Source organism: Nonomuraea sp. NPDC050383 (assembly GCF_044459125.1).
Taxonomy (GTDB): domain Bacteria; phylum Actinomycetota; class Actinomycetes; order Streptosporangiales; family Streptosporangiaceae; genus Nonomuraea.
In genome coordinates, this window is record NZ_JBITIP010000006.1 from 389,595 (window position 1) to 404,497 (window position 14,903).

The 14,903-nt window shown below is 73.4% G+C and carries 11 protein-coding genes; 4 read left to right on the forward strand and 7 right to left on the reverse strand.

Annotation, left to right across the window (positions count from 1 at the left end; genetic code table 11):
- Positions 1 to 28: 28 nt before the first annotated feature.
- Together ACIBG4_RS18490 and ACIBG4_RS18495 are read right to left on the reverse strand one after the other, a co-directional pair.
- Positions 29 to 3,010: an AAA family ATPase gene (locus ACIBG4_RS18490; protein ID WP_397202771.1), complete on the reverse strand. Its 2,982-nt coding sequence runs from the start codon at positions 3,008 to 3,010 to the stop codon at positions 29 to 31.
- A gap of 53 nt (positions 3,011 to 3,063) precedes the next feature.
- Positions 3,064 to 3,519 (reverse strand): GNAT family N-acetyltransferase, encoded by a 456-nt coding sequence (locus tag ACIBG4_RS18495; RefSeq protein WP_310711217.1) that lies wholly within the window; start codon positions 3,517 to 3,519, stop codon positions 3,064 to 3,066.
- Positions 3,520 to 3,583: 64 nt separating this feature from the next.
- On the opposite strand from ACIBG4_RS18495, the gene ACIBG4_RS18500 reads away from it, so the two are divergent.
- Positions 3,584 to 4,090 (forward strand): DUF402 domain-containing protein, encoded by a 507-nt coding sequence (locus ACIBG4_RS18500; RefSeq protein WP_397202772.1) that lies wholly within the window; start codon positions 3,584 to 3,586, stop codon positions 4,088 to 4,090.
- 31 nt (positions 4,091 to 4,121) lie between these two features.
- Here ACIBG4_RS18500 and ACIBG4_RS18505 read toward each other — a convergent pair whose 3' ends face one another.
- The 4 genes from ACIBG4_RS18505 to ACIBG4_RS18520 are packed head-to-tail and all read right to left on the reverse strand — an operon-like array spanning position 4,122 to position 9,846.
- Complete coding sequence (locus tag ACIBG4_RS18505) at positions 4,122 to 5,258, reverse strand: acyl-CoA dehydrogenase family protein (protein ID WP_355451510.1); 1,137 nt, start codon at positions 5,256 to 5,258, stop codon at positions 4,122 to 4,124.
- Positions 5,259 to 5,264: 6 nt separating this feature from the next.
- Positions 5,265 to 6,176: a hydroxymethylglutaryl-CoA lyase gene (locus tag ACIBG4_RS18510; RefSeq protein WP_397202773.1), complete on the reverse strand. Its 912-nt coding sequence runs from the start codon at positions 6,174 to 6,176 to the stop codon at positions 5,265 to 5,267.
- A complete protein-coding gene (locus tag ACIBG4_RS18515; RefSeq protein WP_397202774.1) occupies positions 6,176 to 8,269 on the reverse strand; it encodes a biotin carboxylase N-terminal domain-containing protein in 2,094 nt (697 codons plus the stop codon). The genes ACIBG4_RS18510 and ACIBG4_RS18515 overlap by 1 nt, the downstream gene beginning before the upstream one ends.
- Before the next feature lie 8 nt (positions 8,270 to 8,277).
- On the reverse strand, positions 8,278 to 9,846 hold the full coding sequence (locus ACIBG4_RS18520; RefSeq protein ID WP_397202775.1) for a carboxyl transferase domain-containing protein: 1,569 nt from the start codon (positions 9,844 to 9,846) through the stop codon (positions 8,278 to 8,280).
- A gap of 64 nt (positions 9,847 to 9,910) precedes the next feature.
- Between ACIBG4_RS18520 and ACIBG4_RS18525 the strand changes: the two genes are divergently transcribed.
- Complete coding sequence (locus tag ACIBG4_RS18525; RefSeq protein WP_397202776.1) at positions 9,911 to 10,516, forward strand: TetR/AcrR family transcriptional regulator; 606 nt, start codon at positions 9,911 to 9,913, stop codon at positions 10,514 to 10,516.
- Between the two features lie 154 nt (positions 10,517 to 10,670).
- On the forward strand, positions 10,671 to 11,036 hold the full coding sequence (locus tag ACIBG4_RS18530; protein WP_397202777.1) for a hypothetical protein: 366 nt from the start codon (positions 10,671 to 10,673) through the stop codon (positions 11,034 to 11,036).
- Between the two features lie 57 nt (positions 11,037 to 11,093).
- Here the strand turns inward: ACIBG4_RS18530 and ACIBG4_RS18535 are convergent, their stop codons facing one another.
- Positions 11,094 to 12,464, reverse strand: coding sequence for a hypothetical protein (locus ACIBG4_RS18535; RefSeq protein WP_397202778.1), 1,371 nt, complete (start codon positions 12,462 to 12,464; stop codon positions 11,094 to 11,096).
- 196 nt (positions 12,465 to 12,660) lie between these two features.
- On the opposite strand from ACIBG4_RS18535, the gene ACIBG4_RS18540 reads away from it, so the two are divergent.
- Entirely contained in the window at positions 12,661 to 14,880 is a 2,220-nt protein-coding gene (locus ACIBG4_RS18540; RefSeq protein ID WP_397202779.1) for a thiamine pyrophosphate-dependent enzyme, read from the forward strand.
- Positions 14,881 to 14,903: the final 23 nt, after the last annotated feature.

The window sequence follows — 14,903 nt, forward strand, 5'->3', positions numbered from 1 at the left end:
CGGCGCCGGCCGCCGATCAGGCCCGGCGTCACTGCGGGCCGGCGAACAGGCGCAGGCGATGGGCCGTGGCCGCGGCCTCCCCTCGTGAGGCGACGCCGAGCTTGGCCAGGATGTTGGACACGTGGACGCTCACCGTCTTGACGGCGATGACCAGCTCGCCGGCGATCTCCCGGTTGCTGCGCCCGGCGGTGACGAGCCGGAGCACCTCCAGCTCGCGGGCCGTCAGCCCCAGCGGCGCACCCGCCGGCGCGCCGTCGGGCCCGGCCGCGCCCCTCGATCTGCCGGAAGCCACCTGGGCGCGGCCCACCAGGGCGTCGAGCTCGGCCAGCAACGGCGCGGCCTTCAGCGGCTCGGCCAGCTCGCGGGCGCGCGCCACGCGGGCCGCCGCCTCCTGCCGCTCGCCGCCCGCCAGCGCCGCCCGCGCCGCGTCGGCGAGGGTCAGCGCCTCCGAGTACGGCTGGCGCAGCGCCGTCCAGGCCGCCACGGCCTCGTCCCACGCCTGGAGCCGCCGTCCGGCGCCGCCCCCGGCCTCCGCCCCGTCCGCCGAGACGTCGCCGCCCGCCGGGTGAACCACGCCCTCCAGGGCAGCCCCGCGAGATGAGCCGGGGCCGAGGCCCGTCAGGGCGGTGAACGTCAGGTGGTGCGCCCGCTGCACGGCCCCCTGGACCCTCGTCGACCCCGCCGCCGTGGCCAGCTCCGGTGGCAGCGGCTCGCCCAGCCTGGCGACGGTCACCAGGAGCGGCCACACGTAGCGCGGCCCGGCACCCGGGACGTCGTCCCGCAGGGCCCGCACGGCCGCCTCCCGCGCCTCGTCGGCCCGGCCGCGCGCCAGCAGCAGGCTGATCTCCCTCTCGGCCTGCGGCAGCATGGTCTGGTCGCGGAACACACCGCGCGACACCACGGCCCGGACCCTGTCGAGCAGCTCCTCGGCCCGGTCGAGCTCCCCGCGGGCCAGCGCGATGTCCATGCCCATGCCCTGGAGGCTGGCCTGGTACGGCGGCGGGGGCACGAGGTCGAGCGCGTGCTCGATCACGTCGAGGGCCTCGTCCCACCGGCCGAGGGACACCAGCGGCTCGACCAGGTTGATGGACAGGAACGCGCCCGAGGTGCGGGCCACGCCGTACCGCTCCGCCTCGGCGACGCCTTCGCGGGCCACCTGCGCCGCCCGCTCGTGCCGTCCGGCGCCCTCCAGCGTGTCGGACTCGGAGATGGCGCAGGCGAGCAGCGCGTTGTAGGCGTCGGCGCCGAGCGCGAGCCGCCGCGCCTCGGCGAAGCCGCCGAGGTGGGCGTCGACCTCGGAGTAGTCGCGGCATCGGGCCCAGGTGAGGGCGATCAGGGCGCGCGCCTCGACGGTGGGGTCACCCCCCTGGCGCGCCAGGTCGATGGCCTGCTGGGCGGTGGCGATCCTCTCGGGCCACAGGTCGGTCCCGTGGAGCATGCGGGCGAGGTTCTCCATGACCTGGGCGCGCAGCCTGATCGGTCCGTCCGCCACCAGGGCCGCCGCCTGGCGCAGGTCGTCGATGTGGCCGGACCGGCCCAGGTCGTAGCGGATGATGCCGCGCTTGCGCAGCAGACGGGCGGCCCGGATCGGGTCGGCGTCGGGGTCGAGCTCCTTCATGGCGGCTCCGGCCAGGGCGATGCCGCGCTCGTACTCGCCCGCGACATGAGCGACGGTGACGGTCCGGTAGAGCACGTCGACGTGGTCGCAGCCGATGCGCTCGGCGGCGTCCGGGACCTTGTCCCACAGCTCCAGGACGCGGGACAGCATGCGGAGCTGCTCGCCGTACGCGGCGGACCTGCGGGCGGCGTCGGCGGCCGCCCAGGCGCTGACCAGCGCCCAGGTGGCGTCGTGGGCGGAGTGCCAGTGGTGGGCCAGCTCGATCGCGCCGCGCGGGGCGGGCAGGATGGACGGGTCGCGCTCCAGCGCCTGCGCGAACCGGGTGTGCAGGCGGGTGTGCTCGCCGGGCAGCAGGTCGTCGTGCAGGGCCTCGCGGATCAGCGCGTGGCGGAAGGAGTAGCCCTCGCCGTCGACCACGAGCACGTTGCCGGCGACGGCGGGGCGCAGGGCGCTCGACAGCTCGGCGTCGTCGAGGCCCGAGACGGCCGTCAGCAGCGCGTGCTCGATGCGCTGGCCTCCGGCGCTGGCCACGCGCAGCAGCTCCTGCGTCTCCTCGGGCAGCCGCTCGACGCCGGCCAGCAGCAGGTCGCGCAGCGACTCGGGCAGCGCGACGCCACCGCCGGCCTCGCTCAGCAGCGCCTCCACGAACAGCGGGTTGCCCTCGCTGCGCGCGTAGATCATCTCGATGTCGGTGGCGTTCGGCTCGCGCTCCAGGATGCTCGCCGCCTGCTCGACGACCTCCCGGCGGGTGAGCCTGCGCAGCTCCATCCGGCTCACCCAGCCGACCCGGCCCAGCTCGGCCAGCAGCGGGCGCAGGGGGTGGGTGCGGCGCAGCTCGTCGGTGCGGTAGGTGACGACGATGAGCAGGCCCGCGTCGGAGCGCTGGTAGCGGACCAGGAACGACAGCAGGTCGCGGGTGGAGCGGTCGGCCCAGTGGGCGTCCTCGATGACGAGGACCACCGGCTGCTCCTCCGCCAGCCGTTCGAGCAGCCCGAGCACCTGCTCGAACAGCCGGGCCCGGGCCTCCGCGCCGTCGCGGTCGGGCTCGCCGAACTCGGGCAGCAGCCGGGCCAGGCCGCGGGTGGTGCCGCCGGGCACGAGCGCGGCGACGCCGTCGCGGCCCCGCTCGCGCACCAGGCCGCGCAGCACGGCGCTGAAGGGCGCGAACGGCAGGCCCTCGGTGCCGAGCTCCAGGCAGCCCCCCACGAGCACCAGCGCGTCGCCGGCCCGGCCGGTGAACTCCTCGACCAGCCGCGTCTTGCCCACGCCGGCCTCGCCTCCGACGAGCACGGTGGACGACGCCCCGGCACGGACGCGGGACAGGGCGTCGCCGAGCGCGGCCAGCTCGCCCGCCCGGCCGACGAACAGCGGGCTCACCATGTGGATCGTCACGCCCTACAGGATGCCATCAGCCCCCGACAGGACGAGCCCGGCCGTACGGCTCCCTACCTGAGCATCTTGCGGAAGAACGCGGCGGACTCCTCGTAGCCGAGGGCGTGGTAGAACTCCGGCGCCCGCCGGGTGGCCATCGCCACATACCGGGCGCCGCGCGCGCGGGCCCATCGCTCGCACTCCTCCAGCAGCGCCCGCCCGATGCCCTGCCGTCTCGACCCGGGCCGCACCATGGCCTCCTCCACCCAGGCGACCGGCCCGTTGGCGAACAGGGTCAGGTGCGCGAATCCGAGCAGGTAGCCGTGGACCCGCCCGCCCATCACAGCGGTGATCAGCAGGGCGTCCTCGTCGTCCAGCAGCCGCGGCAGCGCCTCGTCGAACGCGTCGCGCTCCGGCCGGAACGTCGTCGCGAACTCCCGGGCCAGCGCGAACAGCTCGTCCGCGTCGGAAGCCCCGGCGCGCCTGATGACCGGCTCCCCCGCCGTCCCCACGGTGTCGATCGACGTCATGATCCTTACCGTATGTCGGTCCCTCCCCTGGGCGGCACGCGGGACGTGGGTTAGCGTTCCGGGCGTGAGCGAGATCATGGTCGTGTACCGCAAGTACGGTGGCGCGCTGCACTGGCACCACCGGGGGACGCTCCTCGGTGAGGACGAGCACGGCGCGTGGGTGGGGGTGCCCGACGGCACCCTGGCCCGCAAGGGCTCGGACCCGCCGGTCAGGTGGGAGACCGGGATCGTCATGCTGTTCCCGCGCGACGCGTGGTGGACGGCGAGCTTCCACGTCCCGCCGCACCGGACGGACGTGTACGTGGACGTCACGACGGTGCCCGAGTGGCGCGAGGGTGAGGTCACCATGGTGGACCTCGACCTGGACGTCATCCGGATGCGCGACGGGCGGCTGTTCCTGGACGACGAGGACGAGTTCGCCGAGCACCAGGTGCTGCTGGGCTACCCGGCGGAGGTGATCGCCCGGGCGGAGGAGACGGCCGCCATGCTGATGACGGCCGTCGGCTCGCGTCAGGACCCGTTCGGCGGCGCCCACGAGAAGTGGTTCACCCTGGCCCGGCGACCCGGCTGAACCTCCCGGGCCGAGCGGCTCGCGGAACGGGTCAGAGATCGCCGAGGCCGAGCTGGCGGGCGATGAGCATGCGCTGCACCTCGCTCGTCCCCTCGCCGATCTCCAGGATCTTGGCGTCGCGGTAGAAGCGGCCCACCGGGAACTCGTTCATGAACCCGTACCCGCCGAAGATCTGCGTGGCGTCGCGGGAGTTGTCCATGGCGGCGTTCGACGAGACCAGCTTGGCGATGGCCGCCTCCTTCTTGAACGACTCCCCGGCCAGCATCCGCTCGGCCGCGTGGTAGTAGGCCAGGCGGGCGGTGTGGGCCCGGGCCTCCATGTCGGCGATCTTGAACTGGATGGCCTGGTAGTGGCCGATCGGGTGGCCGAACGCCCTGCGGTCCCGTACGTGGCGCAGGCACTCGTCCACGCAGCCCTGCGCCAGCCCGACGCCGATGGCGGCGATGGCCACGCGCCCCTCGTCGAGGGTCCGCAGGAACTGGGCGTAGCCGCGCCCGCGCTCCCCCAGCAGGTTGGCGGCGGGCACCCGGCAGTCCCCGAAGGCCAGCTCGCGGGTGTCGGAGGCGTTCCAGCCGACCTTGGAGTACTTCTTCGACACCGTGAAGCCCGGCGTGCCGCTCGGCACGAGGATCGTGGAGATCTCCCGCTCGCCCGTGAGGGCCGCGACGGCCACCACGCCGGTGATGTCGGTGCCGGAGTTCGTGATGAACGCCTTGGTCCCGTTGATCACCCATTCGTCGCCGTCGAGGACGGCCGTGGTCCGCATGCCGCCCGGCACGTCGGAGCCGCCGCCCGGCTCGGTCAGGCCGAACGCGCCCAGCGTCTCGCCCGTCGCCAGCCTGGGCAGCCACTCCTGGCGCTGCTCGGGCGTGCCGAACCGGTAGATCGGCATGGCGCCCAGCGACACGGCCGCCTCCAGGGTGATGGCCACGCTGGAGTCGACCCGGGCCAGCTCCTCCAGCGTCAGGCAGAGGGCGAAGTAGTCGCCGCCCATGCCGCCGTACTCCTCCGGCAGCGGCAGCCCGAACAGGCCCATCGCGCCCATCTGCCGCACGATGCCGTACGGGAACTCCTCCCGCTCGTAGTGCTCGCCGATCACCGGGGCGACGACGTCGCGGGCGAACGCCTCGACGGTCTTGCGCAGCTCTTCGTACTCGCCGGTCAGCATGGGTGGTCAGCCTTTCGAGAGGGCCTGGACGACGCGGGACGGGCTGGGCCGGCCGAGCAGCCGGGCCAGCCAGGTGCTGGTCTCCACGAGCCGGCCGAGGTCGAGCCCGGTCTCGACGCCGAGGCCGTCGAGCATCCAGACGAGGTCCTCGGTGGCGAGGTTGCCCGTGGCCGACTCGGCGTACGGGCAGCCGCCGATGCCGCCCGTGGACGCGTCGACGGTGGTCACTCCGGCCCTGAGCGCCGCGAGCGTGTTGCCGAGCGCCTGGCCGTACGTGTCGTGGAAGTGGACGGCGAGCCGGTCGGGCGAGCCGAACGCCTCGATGAGCGCGGTGACGTGACCGGGCGTGGCGACGCCGATGGTGTCGCCGAGCGACAGCTCGTGGCAGCCGAGCGCGAGCAGCCGCTCGCCGACCTCCACGACCTGCCGGACGGGCGTGGGGCCCTCCCACGGGTCGGCGAAGCACATGGAGACGTACGCGCGGACCCTGACGCCGCCCGCCAGGGCGCGGGCGACGACCGGCTCGAACATGTCGAACTGGCTCTCCAGGCTGCGGTTGAGGTTCTTGGCGGCGAACGTCTCGGTGGCGCTGGCGAAGACGGCGATCTCGTCCACGTCGCGGGCCAGCGCCCGCTCCAGGCCGCGCTCGTTCGGGACCAGGACCGGGTAGCGGACGCCGGGCCTGCGCTCGACCCGGGCCAGCAGCTCGTCGGCGTCGGCGAGCTGCGGCACCCACCGGGGGTGGACGAAGCTGGTCGTCTCGATGATCTTGTGTCCGGCGTCGGCGAGGCGGTGGACGAACTCCGCCTTCGCCTCGACGGGGACGACCGCGGCCTCGTTCTGCAGGCCGTCGCGCGGGCCGACCTCGTAGACGGTGACGTGGTGGGGCAGACCTTCCAGTCCGTACGGCCGGCGCATCAGGACGCCTCCTCGGGTGCGACCGCGGCGTCCCGCGTGACCGGGGCCTCGGGGACGACCACGGCCAGGACCGCGTCCATGTCGACCGGGCGGCCGGCCTGGGCCGGCAGCTCGGTGACGCGGCCGGCGTGCGGGGCGGTGACGGTGTGCTCCATCTTCATGGCCTCCACGATGAGCAGCGGCTGACCCTCGGCGACCTGGTCGCCCACCTGGGCCTTGACCACCAGGACGGTGCCGGGCATGGGGCTGCGGACGACGCCGTCGCCGGAGCCGGCCGCGCCGGGGCGGTCGCCGGGGTCGCCGATGAGGTGGCGGGTGAACGCCCACGCGGCGCCGTCCGCGGCGAGCCAGAGCGTGTCGCCGTCACGGGCGTGCGTGTAGTGGCGGGTGCGCCCGCCGAGCGTGACGGACAACCGGGAGCCGTCCTGCCGGATGCGCGCGGGGGTGGCCCGGCCCGAGTCGTCGCCGGGCAGCCGGGCCTCAGCCTGCTCCGCGGCCCCACTCGTACCGGAGGGGCCGTACGGCAGGCCGCGCACCTGGACGGCGCGCACCGCGCCGCGCGACTCCAGCCGCCACGTCGTCCACGCCCGCTCACCGACCCGCCAGCCGTCGGCGACGTCCCACGGGTCGGCGCCCGGGGCCTGAGCGGGATCCCACCGGCCGGCGCCCGGGGGCCGGCCGGCGTTCCCAGGGTCGGCGGCCGGGGGCCGGGCGTGGAAGGCGAGCGCGGCCGCGGCCAGGGCCTCCGGGGAGGGCTCGCCGGTGAGCGGCAGGCCGGGCAGGGCCCGCTCGACCAATCCGGTGTCGAGCTCGCCCGCCACGACCGCGGGGTGGGTGAGCAGGGCGCGCAGGAACGGGACGTTCGTGGTGACGCCGAGCACGGCGGTCCGGGCCAGCGCCTGGTCCAGCCGCCGCAGCGCCGCCTCCCTGGACGGGGCCCAGGCGATCACCTTGGCCAGCATGGGGTCGAACTCGCTGCCGACGACCATGCCCGCGGCCAGCCCCGAGTCCACCCGCACGCCCTCGCCCGCGGGCTCGTCCAGGGCGAGGACGCGGCCGCCCGTCGGCAGGAAGCCGCGCGCCGGGTCCTCGGCGTAGACGCGGGCCTCCACCGCGTGCCCGCGCAGCCGCACGTCGTCCTGCGTGAACGGCAGCGGCTCGCCCGCCGCCACCCGCAGCTGGAGCTCGACCAGGTCGAGGCCGGTGACCAGCTCGGTGACGGGGTGCTCGACCTGGAGGCGGGTGTTCATCTCCATGAAGTGGTGCTCGCCGGTCGTGCCGTCCACGATGAACTCGACCGTGCCGGCCCCCGTGTAGCCGACCGCGCGGGCCGCCTCGACGGCCGCCGCGCCCATGCGGGCGCGCAGGTCCGCGTCCACGAACGGCGACGGCGCCTCCTCGACGATCTTCTGGTGGCGGCGCTGGAGGCTGCACTCGCGCTCGCCCAGGTGGACGGCGAGTCCGTGCGCGTCGGCCAGGACCTGGATCTCGATGTGGCGCGGGTTGGCGACGTAGCGCTCGATGAGCAGCGTGTCGTCGCCGAACGCGGCGCGGGCCGTGCGGCGGGCGGACTCGATCGCGTCCGGCAGCTCGGCCGCTGAGCGGACCAGCACCATGCCCTTCCCTCCACCGCCGGCGGAGGGCTTGATCAGGGCGGGGAAGGCATTCCACGCGGCCAGCGACTCGGCGGGCTCGGCGGCGCCCGGGACGACGGGCACGCCGGCGGCCGATACGGTCGCCTTCGCGCGGATCTTGTCGCCCATGGCGTCGATGGCCTCGGGCGGCGGCCCGACGAAGACCAGCCCTGCCTCGGCGCAGCGGCGGGCGAAGGCGGCGTTCTCGGCGAGGAACCCGTAGCCGGGGTGGACCGCCTGGGCGCCGGACGCCTGGGCCGCCGCGACGATCGCCTCCATATCCAGATATTTTGGGATCTGGAGGGCCAGGTCGGCGTCCCGCACGTGCCGCGCCCCCGCGTCCGAGGCGGTGTACACGGCGACCGAGGTGATGCCGAGCGCCCGCAGCGTGCGGACGATCCGCACGGCGATCTCACCCCGGTTGGCGACGAGGACGGTGTCGAACAGCGTAGGACTCATGCGCGCGGTCACATCCGGAAGACGCCGTAGCGGACGGGTTCGAGCGGGGCGTTGGCCGCCGCGGACAGGGCCAGGCCGAGGACGGTGCGGGTGTCGACGGGGTCGATCACGCCGTCGTCCCACAGCCGGGCCGTCGAGTAGTACGGGTTGCCCTGGTGCTCGTACTGGGCGCGGACGGCGTCGGCGTCGGCCGAGCCGACCGTGGTCAGGACGTTGGCCGCCTGCTCCCCGCCCATGACGGAGATGCGGGCGTTGGGCCACATCCACAGGAAGCGGGGCGAGTACGCCCGCCCGGCCATCGCGTAGTTGCCCGCCCCGAACGAGCCGCCGATGACGACGGTGAACTTCGGCACCCGGGCGCAGGAGACGGCGGTGACCATCTTGGCGCCGTGCTTGGCGATGCCGCCCGCCTCGTACGCCTTGCCGACCATGAAGCCGCTGATGTTCTGCAGGAACACCAGCGGGATGCCGCGCTGGTCGCACAGCTGGATGAAGTGGGCGCCCTTCATGGCCGACTCGCTGAACAGGATCCCGTTGTTGGCGACGATCCCCACGGGGTGGCCGTGGAGATGCGCGAAGCCGGTGACGAGCGTCGGGCCGTACTCGGCCTTGAACTCCAGGAACCGCGAGCCGTCCACGATCCGGGCGACGACCTCGCGCACGTCGTACGGCTGCCGGGTGTCGCCGGGCACGATGCCGTACAGCTCGCGCGGGTCGTGGCGGGGCTCCTCGGGCACGGCGACCGGCCACGGCCGGGGCGCGCGGGGGGCCAGGGTGGAGACGATGTCGCGGACGATGGCCAGCGCGTGGGCGTCGTCGGCGGCCAGGTGGTCGGTGACGCCGCTGACACGGGCGTGCAGGTCGCCGCCGCCGAGCTCCTCGGCCGTGACCTCCTCGCCGGTGGCCGCCTTCACCAGCGGCGGGCCGCCGAGGAAGATCGTGCCCTGGTCGCGGACGATGACGGCCTCGTCGCTCATCGCGGGGACGTACGCGCCGCCCGCCGTGCAGGAGCCGAGGACGGCCGCGATCTGCGGGATGCCGAGCGCGGACATCGTGGCCTGGTTGTAGAAGATGCGGCCGAAGTGCTCGCGGTCGGGGAAGACCTCGTCCTGCTTGGGCAGGAACGCGCCGCCGGAGTCGACGAGGTAGACGCAGGGCAGGCGGTTGTGCAGCGCCACCTCCTGCGCGCGCAGGTGCTTCTTCACGGTGATCGGGTAGTACGTGCCGCCCTTGACCGTGGCGTCGTTGGCCACGACCACGCACTCCCGGCCGGAGATCCGGCCGACGCCGGTGATGATGCCGGCGGCGGGCGCCTGGTCGTCGTACAGACCGGCGGCGGCGAGCGGCGACAGCTCCAGGAAGCGTGAGCCGGGGTCGAGCAGGCCGTCGACCCGGTCGCGCGGCAGCAGCTTGCCGCGCTCGACGTGACGGCGGCGCGCCCGCTCGGTGCCGCCCTGCGCCGCGATCGCGAGCCGTTCGAGCAGCTCGGCGGCGAGCCCCTCGTTGCGCTCGGCGTTGCGCTTGAAGTCCTCGCCGCCGGGATCGGCGGACGACCTCAACACGGGCCAGTCGCTCATGACTCCCCTCTCGTCCTGTTCGAGATGTTAGTCACCGTTAACGTAACCGTCTAGCATGTGAGACGTGACGACCGCCCGTACCCCTACCCGCAATCGCGGCAACCGGCGCGCCGAGATCCTCGACGCCGCCGCCCGGCTGTTCGCCTCCCGCGGCTTCCACGGCGTGTCCATCGAGGACATCGGCGCCGCGGTCGGCGTCTCGGGCCCGGCGCTCTACCGGCACTTCGCGGGCAAGGAGGCCCTGCTGGCCGAGCTGCTGCTCGACGTCAGCTCCCGACTGCGCGAGTCGGCCGCCGCCGTCGTCACCTCCGCCGCGACACCCGCCTCCTCCGCCGAGACGCTGAACGCGCTGCTCGACGTGCAGATCACCTTCGCCCTGGAGCAGCCGGCGCTGATCACCGTGCACGACAGGGAGCTGGGCAACGTGCCGGAGCCGCACCGGCGCCGGATCCGCCGGCTGCAGCGCCTCTACGTCGAGGAGTGGGTGACGGTGCTGGCCGAGCTGCACCCGGCCTGCCCGGCCGCGCGGCTGCGCGCCGCCACGCACGCGGTCTTCGGGCTCCTGAACTCCACCCCGCACAGCGCGGGAGAGCTGCCGGCGCGCGACATGCGCCCGCTGCTGCGCGCGATGGCCCGGGCCGCCATCGACGCCGCCGTTAACGCCCGCTAACACCGCCGCATCTCGTACGACTTCAGCCGCACCAAGGAGTACACACTTTCGGATTCGGAGTGCGACGGAGAGCTGACGCACTGTAGTGTTCCCTCGAGTGAGCGGCAGGCAGGGAGCGACACCAACTCCGTCACCTCCGTGAAAGGAATCTCCAATGCTCGATCTGCGTATGGAAGTGGATCACCTCAAGGGCAGGGTCGACGCCCTCGAGGCACGTACGTTCAGTGGCGTGCCGGACATGAGCATCGCCGAACGGTTCGAGCAGGTCCACGACCGCGTGGACCTGGTGGCGCGCAACATCCTCGACAAGATCGATGAGCGCTACACCCAGCTCGACACGCGCATCGACGAGACCCAGGCCGAGATGAGGCGCGGGTTCCAGGCGATCGACCAGCAGTTCAAGGTGATCGACCAGCGGTTCGAACGAGTGGAAGGGGACGTCTCGCACCTCAGGACGGACGTGTCCGACATCAAGGCCATGCTCGTGAGCCTGGGGGCGAAGGCACCCGAGAACGTCTGACACACACGTGAGGCCCGGGGGGAGCGCCCCGGGCCTCACGTGCTGTGCGAGCGGGAGCTACCGCTTCACGACGCGGACGTAGTCCGCGCGGCCGGTGTCGCCCCATGTGTCGTCGTCGCCGGCGAAGACGAGCTTCCACGAGCCCGACTTCCACGCTTTGACCTTGGTCGACAGCTTGCCGCTGTCACTGGACCACGTGGTCTTGACGTACTGCCAGGAGCGCGAGTGGGCGGGCTTGAAGTACAGCGCCACCTTGCCCGCGTACCCCTCCCAGGTGCCCTCGTCGTCGATCTGCAGCAGGCCCTTGACCTTCAGGTACTTCCCGCGCTTGACCGGCTCCGGATAGGCGTTGAACGCGACGACGCGCGTGTCGGCCTTCTCCACCGGCGGCGGGGTGGGCTGGACGACCCGCACCCAGTCGGCCTGGCTCGCCGAGCCGTCGAAGCCCCTGGTACCCCGGTAGACGGCACGCCACCAGCCCGACCCGGCGGCCGTCGCCGACGCCGCGAAGCGGCCGTGGCGGCCGGTCACGTCGCTGGTGACGTACTCCCAGCGGTCGGAGCCGCGGGCCTTGAACTGGACGGCCACCCGCTGCCCGGGCAGGCCGTGTCCGCCCGAGCGCAGCGAGCCGTCGAAGCGGAGCACGGCGCCCTTGTCGACGGGCTCGGGAGTCGCGTCGAAGCCGGTGATCGCCGTGCCGCGGTCACGGACCCGCACGTCGACCCGGTCGGTGTCGCTGACGGAGGCCGCGGCCTGGCCGTTGCCGCCGAACTCGGCCCGCCACCAGCCGGTGGCGTCGGCGGCGACGCGGGCGGCGAAGCCACCGCCCGCGCCGGTGGTCGCCTCGGCGACGTGCCGGTAGGCGTCGGTGCCCTGCTCGCGGAAGGTGATGGTGACGGACTGCCCGGCGTACCCCTTGCCGTCGGCGAGGAGCGTGCCGGAGACCTTGAGCGCGTCACCGCGGGAGACCTGGTCGGGGTCGGCGTCGAAGTCGACGATCTTGGTGTCGAGCGCCTTGCGGACCTCGAACGTCCCGGTGACGGACTTCTCTCCCGAGGAGCCCGAGCCGTGCGCCAGGGCCAGGACGCTCCACGTGCCGGCGTCCTTGGCCTCGAACGCGCGGGTGCCGGTCCACTTCGTCCACTGGCCGAACGGCTTGGCCGTGAGCGTGACCGGACTGCCGGCGCTCACGCCAGGCGGCTTGAGCTGAAGCTCGGTGGAGCCGGCGTCCTTGGTGGTGAAGGAGAAGGTCGCCGTGACGGCCTTGTCGAAGACCACGATCGGCGACCCGGGGCTGACGCTCACCTTGGAGATCGCGGGTGCCGCGGTGGCCGAGGCGGCCGAGGCGGCCGAGGCGGCGGGGGCCATGACCAGGCCCCCGGCTCCCATCGCGAGCACGATGGCGGCCGTACGGATGCGTTGTAACATGCGGGTTCCTTCCAGAGACCCCAATGGTTCAACGCGGCAATTGAGGGTGCCACGTTTTCACTCAGTAGACGCACAGGAACCCGTCAGTGTTCACAAATCTGACAATCTCGCATAGATCACCGTCAATCGGACCGGTCCAGAACATGCCGCCACCGACGAGCAGACGCGGGCGGCGGCAGGGGACATAATCGGGCTTGTGGCGCGGGACACAGTTGAGACTCACTTCATCCAGGCGGCGGCGGCGTTGACGGCGGCTCCGGTCAGGGATCCGGCACGCCCCATCCGCGACGGCAGCTCGCTGACCGGCGATCAGGCCAGGACCCTGTTCCATCGCCAGCTCGACAGCCGGCTGCTCGACATCGCCGCTCGCTGGCTGCGCGAGCGCGACGAGGGCTTCTACACGATCGGCTCGGCCGGCCACGAGGGCAACGCGGCCGTGGCCGCCGCCCTGCGGCCCACCGACCCGGCGCTGCTCCACTACCGCTCCGGGGCCTTCTACCTCACCCGCTCCGAGCAGGCCGGGCGGCTGCCCGACCAGGGGCTGCGCGACGTCCTCCTGGGCCTGTGCGCCGCCGCCGAGGAGCCGATCGCGGGCGGCCGGCACAAGGTCTTCGGCCATCCCGACCTGGCGATCATCCCGCAGACCTCGACGATCGCCAGTCACCTGCCGCGCGCGGTGGGCGTGGCCTTCGCCATCGAGCGGGGCCGGGCGCTCGGCGTGCGGACGGCCTGGCCGGAGGACGCGATCGCGGTGTGCAGCTTCGGCGACGCCTCGATGAACCACGCCTCCGCGCTGACCGGCTTCAACACCGCCGCCTACGCCACTCACCAGGGGCAGGCGATGCCGATCCTGTTCGTCTGCGAGGACAACGGCATCGGCATCAGCGTGCGCACCCCGAAGGGCTGGGTGGAGGCCGCGGCGCGGCGCCCCGGCATCGCGTACTTCTCCGCCGACGGCTGTGACCTGGTCAAGGCCCACGACGCCGCCGTGCGGGCCGCCGAGCACGTGCGCACCCAGCGCTCCCCCGCCTTCCTGCACCTGAGGACCGTGCGGCTGATGGGTCACGCGGGCTCCGACGTCGAGTCGGCGTACCGTACCCAGCGGGAGTTGCGCGCCGACCTGGAGCATGACCCGCTGGTCGTGGGCGCCCGCCTGCTCGTCGAGGCGGGCCTGGTCACGCCGGAGGAGCTGCTCAGGAAGTACGAGTCGACGCGCGAGCACGTGCTGCGCATCGCGCTGGAGACCACGCGCGCGCCCCGGCTGGGCTCGGCCGCGGAGATCATGGCTCCGCTCGCGCCGCGCCGCCCCGAGCTCATCGCCAAGATCGCCCCGGTCGCCGCCGAGCCGTCCGTCAGGGAGCGGGCCTTCGCCGGCACACCGCCCGAGGGCGAGAAGCCGATGACGCTCTGCCAGTCGATCAACCGGACGCTGGCCGACGCGCTGGCCGTCCACCCCGAGATGATGGTCTTCGGGGAGGACGTCGCCAAGAAGGGCGGCGTCTACGGCGTGACCCGCGGCCTGCAGAAGCGGTTCGGCCCGGGCCGCGTGTTCGACACCCACCTCGACGAGCAGGCCATCCTGGGGCTGGCGCTCGGGTCGGGGGTGTCGCGGATGCTGCCGGTGCCCGAGATCCAGTACCTGGCGTACCTGCACAACGCGCTCGACCAGATCCGCGGCGAGGCCGCGACGCTGTCGTTCTTCTCCAGGGGCGCCTACCGCAACCCGCTGGTCGTGCGGGTGGCCGGCTACGCCTACCAGAAGGGGTTCGGCGGCCACTTCCACAACGACAACGCCGTGGGGGCGCTGCGCGACATCCCCGGGGTGGTCATCGCCTCGCCGTCGCGGCCCGACGACGCCTCGGCCATGCTGCGCACCTGCCTGGCGGCGGCCCGCACCGAGGGGTCGGTGTGCGTGTTCCTGGAGCCGATCGCGCTCTACCACACCAAGGACCTGTTCGAGGACGGCGACGGCGGCTGGCTGGCGCCGTACACGCCGCCCTCGCGCTGGAGCGAGACGCACGTGCCGATCGGCCGGGCGCGCTCGTACGGCGACGGGCGGGACCTGACGATCGTGACCTTCGGCAACGGGGTGCGGATGAGCCTGCGGGCCGCCGTGCGGCTGACCCAGGAGGGCTTCAGCTGCCGGGTGCTCGACCTGCGCTGGCTGGCGCCGCTGCCCGTCGAGGACCTGCTGCGGGCGGCGGAGCTGACCGGCAGGGTGCTCATCGCCGACGAGACCCGCCACACCGGCGCGGTGTCGGAGGGCATCGTGGCCGAGCTGGTGGACGCCGGCTTCTCGGGGCAGATCGCCCGGGTCACGTCCTCCGACAGCTTCATCCCGCTCGGCGGCGCGGCGAACCACGTGCTGCTGTCGGAGGAGGAGATCGAGCAGGCGGCCCGCAAGCTGCTGGGATGACCTCAGGCGCACCCGTACGGCCG